At 53.5% G+C, this 6,829-nt stretch carries 4 protein-coding genes; 1 reads left to right on the top strand and 3 read right to left on the bottom strand.

Features of this window, described 5'->3' with window-relative positions:
- Positions 1–14: 14 nt before the first annotated feature.
- The 3 genes from G434_RS03565 to glsA all read right to left on the bottom strand — a co-directional run bounded on the left by G434_RS03565 (position 15) and on the right by glsA (position 3,935).
- Positions 15–1,370 (bottom strand): TolC family outer membrane protein, encoded by a 1,356-nt coding sequence (locus G434_RS03565; RefSeq protein ID WP_000090505.1) that lies wholly within the window; start codon positions 1,368–1,370, stop codon positions 15–17.
- Between the two features lie 337 nt (positions 1,371–1,707).
- The gene (locus G434_RS03570) at positions 1,708–3,000 is read right to left on the bottom strand and encodes an APC family permease (protein WP_000982170.1); all 1,293 of its coding nucleotides are present in this window, start codon (positions 2,998–3,000) and stop codon (positions 1,708–1,710) included.
- Positions 3,001–3,002: 2 nt separating this feature from the next.
- Positions 3,003–3,935 carry a glutaminase A gene (gene glsA, locus G434_RS03575; RefSeq protein WP_000883024.1) on the bottom strand — a complete coding sequence of 311 codons (933 nt, stop codon included), beginning with the start codon at positions 3,933–3,935 and terminating at the stop codon, positions 3,003–3,005.
- 262 nt (positions 3,936–4,197) lie between these two features.
- Between glsA and copA the strand changes: the two genes are divergently transcribed.
- A complete protein-coding gene (gene copA / locus G434_RS03580) occupies positions 4,198–6,702 on the top strand; it encodes a copper-exporting P-type ATPase CopA (RefSeq protein ID WP_000083993.1) in 2,505 nt (834 codons plus the stop codon).
- Positions 6,703–6,829: the final 127 nt, after the last annotated feature.

Genomic DNA, 6,829 nt, shown 5'->3' with positions numbered 1-6,829 from the left:
TAATAATGGCAGGATTATTTCAAGTCGGGTAAGTCGTTGTATAAGCCCTGTTTAATTCCCGCTAATGGAATAAGGTTATTCACCGCAGCGGCATAATTTACGGCGGCGACCCAGCCATCATAATTGGCATTTATTTCAGCCGATTGCGCCTGAAAGACATCTTGCTCGACGGTTAATAGATCATTCAGACTGCGTTTGCCCAATTTATATTCATTTTGGTACACATCTCGCGTTTTGTGCGCACTTTCGGATTGTGCTAAACCGGCTTCTTCGCGACCCCGTGCGCCTGTCCAGTTGGCATATGCCACAGACGCTCGTTGCAGCACATCCAGTTTTGCCTGTTCGACCTGCGAGGCAGAGATTTTTTGTTGCCCTTCGGCCTGTTGCACCTGGGCAGAAACCGCGCCGCCCTGATACAGCGGCGCGTTAACGTTCAGTTGTAGCTGATCATCCCAATACGAGCGGTCGCTGGTCTGGTAGCGCGTTTTGCCCCCCTGAATACTCAGCGTTGGCCAGTATTGCGCTTTCGTTTTTTCCACGCCGTACTGTGCTGACTGGCGTAAGTTTTCTGCCGCCAGCACCAGCGGGATGGACTGGTAATCAATATTTTTCAGCGACACCGGCTGCTCGGCTAATTCAGCAGGTGGCGCGGCTATCGCCTCCGGCTGTACGCCAGTGAGCACCGCCAGTTGCGCTTTGGCGCTCGCCATCTGCGCCTGATATTGCTCCAGCGTTGAGCGCATTCCGGCAATACGCGTCTGGGCTTGTAATTCATCCGACGATGAGTTCAGGCCAGCGTTAGCGCGCAATGCCGCCATGTTGTAGACGTTTTCCAGCGAGTGAATATTGCGTTGAGCCGCATCGCACAAAGCCTGATAACGACTGACTTCCATATAGGCAGTCGCCGTTTTCTCTGCAACATCGGTTAAGGTTGCCATCAATTTAAAGCGGTAGCTGTCACGGGCGGCAGTTTGCAGATTGATATCGTTGTTTGTTTTACCAAAGTCATACACCAGCTGTGTCAGGGTTATGCCATACGAAACGTTGTTATCAAGCCTGCCGCTGGAGTCCGTTTGTCGGGACGGCCCCGCGTTGCCGGTTAATCCAACGTGCGGATACCAGGCACTTTTGGCTTCATCAATTTGCGCTTCGCCAATGCCTATCTGCGCCGCCTGTTGAGTGACGTCGGGATTTCGCGCAAAGGCGCGTAATATACTTTCCTGTAAAGATAATCGGGCAACTGGCGTTACCGCTGGGGCGTTCGCCCATTGTGGCAGCGGTGCAGCAATTGTAGCTTCTCCCATCACCATAAAACTTATTAAAAAAATAAACCCATTATTTTTACGGCTTTTAAACTGGAATCGCGCCATAGATAAGTCACTTCCTTCCAGGTCATTATTTTAACTGGTTTTTATAACCAGTCTCATTTTATTAAGAAGGGTAATAACTTGTGCATCTCTTTTGTCGACCATTGATATTGGCAAAGAAATGCAGCTAAAAAGCTTATACGTTATTTATTTAGAATACACTACGACTTTTAGATTACCATCATACACATTAAGAATAATCCACGGTAATAAGTGATTAGCATCACAGATTTATCGCGTATATATCATTTTTTTGTGACTTATTTATTAAAGGAATAAGAAAGGAAATTTGAATTAAAGACAAAGGCGCAGTACAGGAAGTACTGCGCACAGAGAGGTGTTATACGGTTTTATTGCGCTTCATGACCATTGCCACAATAAGGCTGAGTAAGATTGCGCCAATAATCCATATCAACGCACGGCTGCCCTGGGACCACAGGCTGTAGATAAAGCCAACGATCACCAGCAACATAACCAACGTACCAACAATAAGAATCGGCAACGAGGCGTGAATATCATGACGCAGGCGGATCGCCACCACAAACACCGCCAGATAGCAGATCAAAAAGGTGGCGCTGGCAACGCTGGCGAGTGAGCCTAAATTCAGCGCCGCCGTCATCAGCATAATCAACACCACGACAATGATGTTGCCCCAGGTACTCTGCCGCCACAGGGATTTATTCATTAGCTTCGGCAGTTCGCGTTCGCTGCCCATGTTGTCCATGATGTTAAACACGGCGAACAGGTTCGCGTTGATGGCTGAAGCCGTCGCCAGTAAAGCGCCGATGACGACGATCACATAACCCACATGCCCGAGCAGCGGAGAAGCTGCCTGCGCTACGGCAGTATCGGCATATTTTTCTAACTCTAATGCCGATACATCGCTAAGCAAAACCAGCGCCAGCGAGATATAAAGCAACGTGGTAACGCCAATCGCCACCAGAAACGCCCGTGGCATAATGACCTGCGGATCTTTCACTTTATCCGCCGCGTTCGCCATCATGCCAAAGCCCGCATAGGCAAGGAAGGTTATCCCGATACAGGAGAAGAACGCACCGGAGCTGGGGGGCGCAGAGACGGAAATATGCGCCGGTTGCAGCGACCAGACACCTGCAATGATCAGCAATAACAGGATCATCATTTTAATGCCGACGAGGATCACTTCCAGCCGCCCTACCGCATGGTTGCTTAAGGAGTTGAAAAGCGTCATCACCGCAATGATCCCCAACGCGTAGAGCAAAATAAGGTGCTCCTCCTGGCTGCCTTCATGCAAAAACTGCACGGCATAAGCGCCAAAAGCACGGGCGACCATGGCGATGCTCACCGCCAGCGTCAACAGGTACAGTAACGAGAGCGCCAGCGAAAAGACACCGTTGCCTAATCCGCGACGAAAGAAGTCGATAATGCCGCCATTGCTGGGATAGCTCGCCCCCAGACGCGCATAGGCATAACCGGAAAACATCGCCACAATACCGCCAAAAGCAAAGGCGACCCAGGTCGAGGCTTCCATTAGCAACGCAGCCTGCCCCAGCAGCGCGAAGATCCCCGCCCCCACCATTGCCCCAATGCCGATGGAAACGACATTCCATAGACCGAGGGGTTTGTTACCGTTATTACCTTCCGTGTTCATCATGATCAGCCCTTAAACACGTTATAGCCGAGTTGCTTAGCGACCGATGCCACCATTTTTTGACCGCGAACACTGTTGCCTTCTTCGTCCAGCGGTGGTGAGAACGCGGCAATTCCCATCACGCCAGGGACGACCGCCAGAATACCGCCACCTACACCGCTTTTGCCCGGTAAACCAACGCGATACGCCCAGTCACCGGAGCGACCATACAGCCCTTCCATCATCATTTCAGCCAGAATGTACGGCACGTTGTCGGCCTGAAGAACGCGTTTATGCGTCAGCGGATTCACACCACCCGCCGCCAGCGTCGCGCCAAGCGTTGCCAGTTCAACAGTATTGATGAGCGTGGAGCACTGACGGGTGTACACGTCACAGGCTTCCATTGCATCACAATAGAGATATCCGGCGGAGTACAGCAGCCAGGCAATGGCCCGGTTATGGAAGTTGGTTGTTTGTTCCGACTGGTTTACTTCGTCAGAGAGCGCTACCTGCTCACCAGCCAGTTGTTGTTGGATATGTAAAATTCGCTGCCAGCGTTGTTCGGCATTTTCAGCGTTAATCAGGCTGGTGGTGGCAATAGCGCCAGCATTTACCAGTGGCGACAGCGGTTTGCCGCCATGCAACTCTAAGGCGATAACTGAGTTAAAGGGCAATCCGGTCGGGTCAGCGCCAACTTTGTCCTGTACCGCCTGCGGGCCGACATCTTCTAACGCAAGGGCTAACGTACAGACTTTCGAGATGGATTCCAGCGCAAAGCGGTAATCACTATCACCCGCGCGATAGATGTTGCCATCGCAGGTCACAATAGCCACTGCTGCCAGTTGACCAGGTACATTCGCCAGAAAGGGAATGTAGTCGGCATTTTGTCCGCCGTTAAGTGAGTGAAATTGGGTGTAAGCCTGATCCACTGCCTGCTGTAATTTGTTTGCATCTAACATCTTTTGTTAACTCCTTTTTATAGATGCGGGAGGTAATTCCTCACCCCGGTGCCGATTTTCAGGCATCCTGATTTAACTTAGCACCCGCAACTTAACTACAGGAAAACAAAGAGATAAATGTCTAATCCTGATGCAAATCGAGCCGATTTTTTAATCTTTACGGACTTTTACCCGCCTGGTTTATTAATTTCTTGACCTTCCCCTTGCTGGAAGGTTTAACCTTTATCACAGCCAGTCAAAACTGTCTTAAAAGGAGTGTTTTATGTCACAAACTATCGACCTGACCCTGGACGGCCTGTCCTGCGGTCACTGCGTTAAACGCGTGAAAGAAAGTCTCGAACAGCGCCCGGATGTTGAGCAGGCGGATGTGTCTGTCACTGAAGCGCACGTTACCGGGACTGCCAGTGCAGAACAGCTGATCGAAACCATCAAACAAGCGGGTTATGACGCATCTGTAAGCCACCCAAAGGCTAAACCGCTGGCGGAGTCATCAATCCCGTCGGAAGCACTGACAGCGGTTTCTGAGGCGCTTCCGGCAGCGACCGCCGATGACGATGACAGCCAGCAGTTGCTGCTGAGCGGCATGAGCTGCGCCAGCTGTGTCACCCGCGTACAAAATGCGCTGCAAAGCGTACCGGGCGTCACTCAGGCACGGGTAAACCTGGCGGAGCGTACTGCGCTGGTGATGGGCAGTGCCTCCCCACAAGATTTAGTGCAGGCGGTGGAAAAAGCGGGCTACGGCGCGGAAGCGATTGAAGATGACGCTAAACGCCGCGAGCGCCAGCAAGAAACCGCCGTCGCTACGATGAAGCGCTTCCGCTGGCAGGCGATTGTCGCACTGGCGGTGGGTATCCCGGTGATGGTCTGGGGGATGATCGGCGATAACATGATGGTCACCGCTGACAACCGCAGCCTGTGGTTGGTTATCGGCCTGATAACCCTGGCGGTAATGGTTTTTGCCGGCGGCCATTTTTACCGCAGCGCATGGAAAAGCCTGCTAAACGGTGCGGCAACGATGGATACGCTGGTAGCGCTGGGTACTGGCGTAGCGTGGCTCTATTCGATGAGCGTCAACCTGTGGCCGCAGTGGTTCCCGATGGAAGCGCGACATCTTTATTACGAAGCCAGCGCGATGATTATCGGTCTGATCAATCTCGGCCATATGCTGGAAGCGCGCGCGCGTCAGCGTTCTTCTAAGGCGCTGGAGAAATTACTCGATTTAACCCCACCGACGGCGCGCCTGGTCACCGACGAAGGTGAAAAAAACGTGCCGCTGGCAGATGTTCAGCCAGGTATGTTACTGCGCCTGACGACCGGCGACCGTGTGCCGGTAGATGGTGAGATTACCCAGGGCGAAGCGTGGCTGGATGAAGCGATGCTGACGGGCGAACCTATCCCGCAGCAAAAAGGCGAAGGCGATAGCGTCCATGCCGGGACAGTGGTACAGGACGGCAGTGTGCTGTTTCGTGCCAGTGCGGTTGGCAGCCATACCACGCTGTCGCGGATTATTCGTATGGTGCGCCAGGCCCAGAGCAGCAAGCCTGAAATCGGCCAACTGGCGGATAAAATCTCCGCTGTGTTTGTGCCGGTGGTGGTAGTCATTGCGCTGGTCAGTGCGGCAATCTGGTATTTCTTTGGCCCGGCACCGCAAATTGTTTATACCCTGGTGATTGCCACCACGGTGCTGATTATCGCCTGTCCGTGTGCGCTGGGACTGGCGACGCCGATGTCGATTATTTCGGGCGTCGGGCGGGCGGCTGAGTTTGGTGTGCTGGTGCGGGACGCCGACGCGCTGCAACGCGCCAGTACGCTCGATACCGTAGTGTTCGATAAAACCGGGACGCTGACCGAAGGGAAGCCGCAGGTTGTCGCAGTGAAAACATTTGCTGATGTTGACGAAGCGCAGGCGCTGCGTCTGGCGGCGGCGCTGGAGCAAGGTTCCAGCCATCCGCTGGCACGAGCGATCCTCGATAAAGCAGGTGATATGCAGCTGCCGCAGGTCAACGGTTTCCGCACATTGCGCGGGCTGGGCGTGAGCGGTGAAGCTGAAGGTCATGCGGTATTGCTGGGCAATCAGGCGCTGTTAAATGACCAGCAAGTTGATACTAAAGCGATTGAGGCAGATATTTCAGCTCAGGCATCGCAAGGGGCAACGCCTGTGCTGCTGGCGGTTGACGGGAAAGCGGTAGCCCTGCTGGCTGTACGCGATCCATTGCGTAGTGATAGCGTGGCGGCGCTGCAACGCCTGCATAAAGCGGGATATCGTCTGGTGATGTTGACCGGGGATAACCCAACCACCGCCAATGCGATCGCCAAAGAAGCAGGGATTGATGAGGTGATCGCCGGGGTGCTGCCAGACGGTAAAGCCGAAGCGATCAAACATCTGCAAAGTGAAGGACGTCAGGTGGCAATGGTGGGCGACGGCATTAACGACGCGCCAGCGCTGGCCCAGGCGGATGTCGGCATTGCGATGGGGGGCGGCAGTGATGTTGCCATTGAAACCGCGGCGATTACCCTGATGCGCCATAGCCTGATGGGCGTTGCGGATGCGCTCGCTATTTCCCGCGCAACGCTGCGCAATATGAAGCAGAACCTGCTCGGCGCGTTTATCTACAACAGTATCGGTATTCCGGTCGCCGCCGGTATTTTGTGGCCGTTCACCGGTACGCTGCTTAACCCGGTGGTCGCCGGAGCGGCAATGGCGCTCTCATCGATTACCGTAGTGAGTAACGCCAACCGGTTGCTGCGGTTTAAACCGAAGGAATAAGTACATCATTGCGGATGCGCTGCTTTAGGGTGGCGCATCCGTTATAGGGAAATTATTCTACGCGACCTTTTTTGCACGCATACAAACACATCAAACAAGTCCCCAACTCCATTTGCGATTTGCGCCA

The organism is Escherichia sp. KTE172 (assembly GCF_000408845.1).
In the GTDB taxonomy this organism is placed as follows: domain Bacteria; phylum Pseudomonadota; class Gammaproteobacteria; order Enterobacterales; family Enterobacteriaceae; genus Escherichia; species Escherichia coli.
This window is presented reverse-complemented; position numbering and strand designations above follow the sequence as displayed.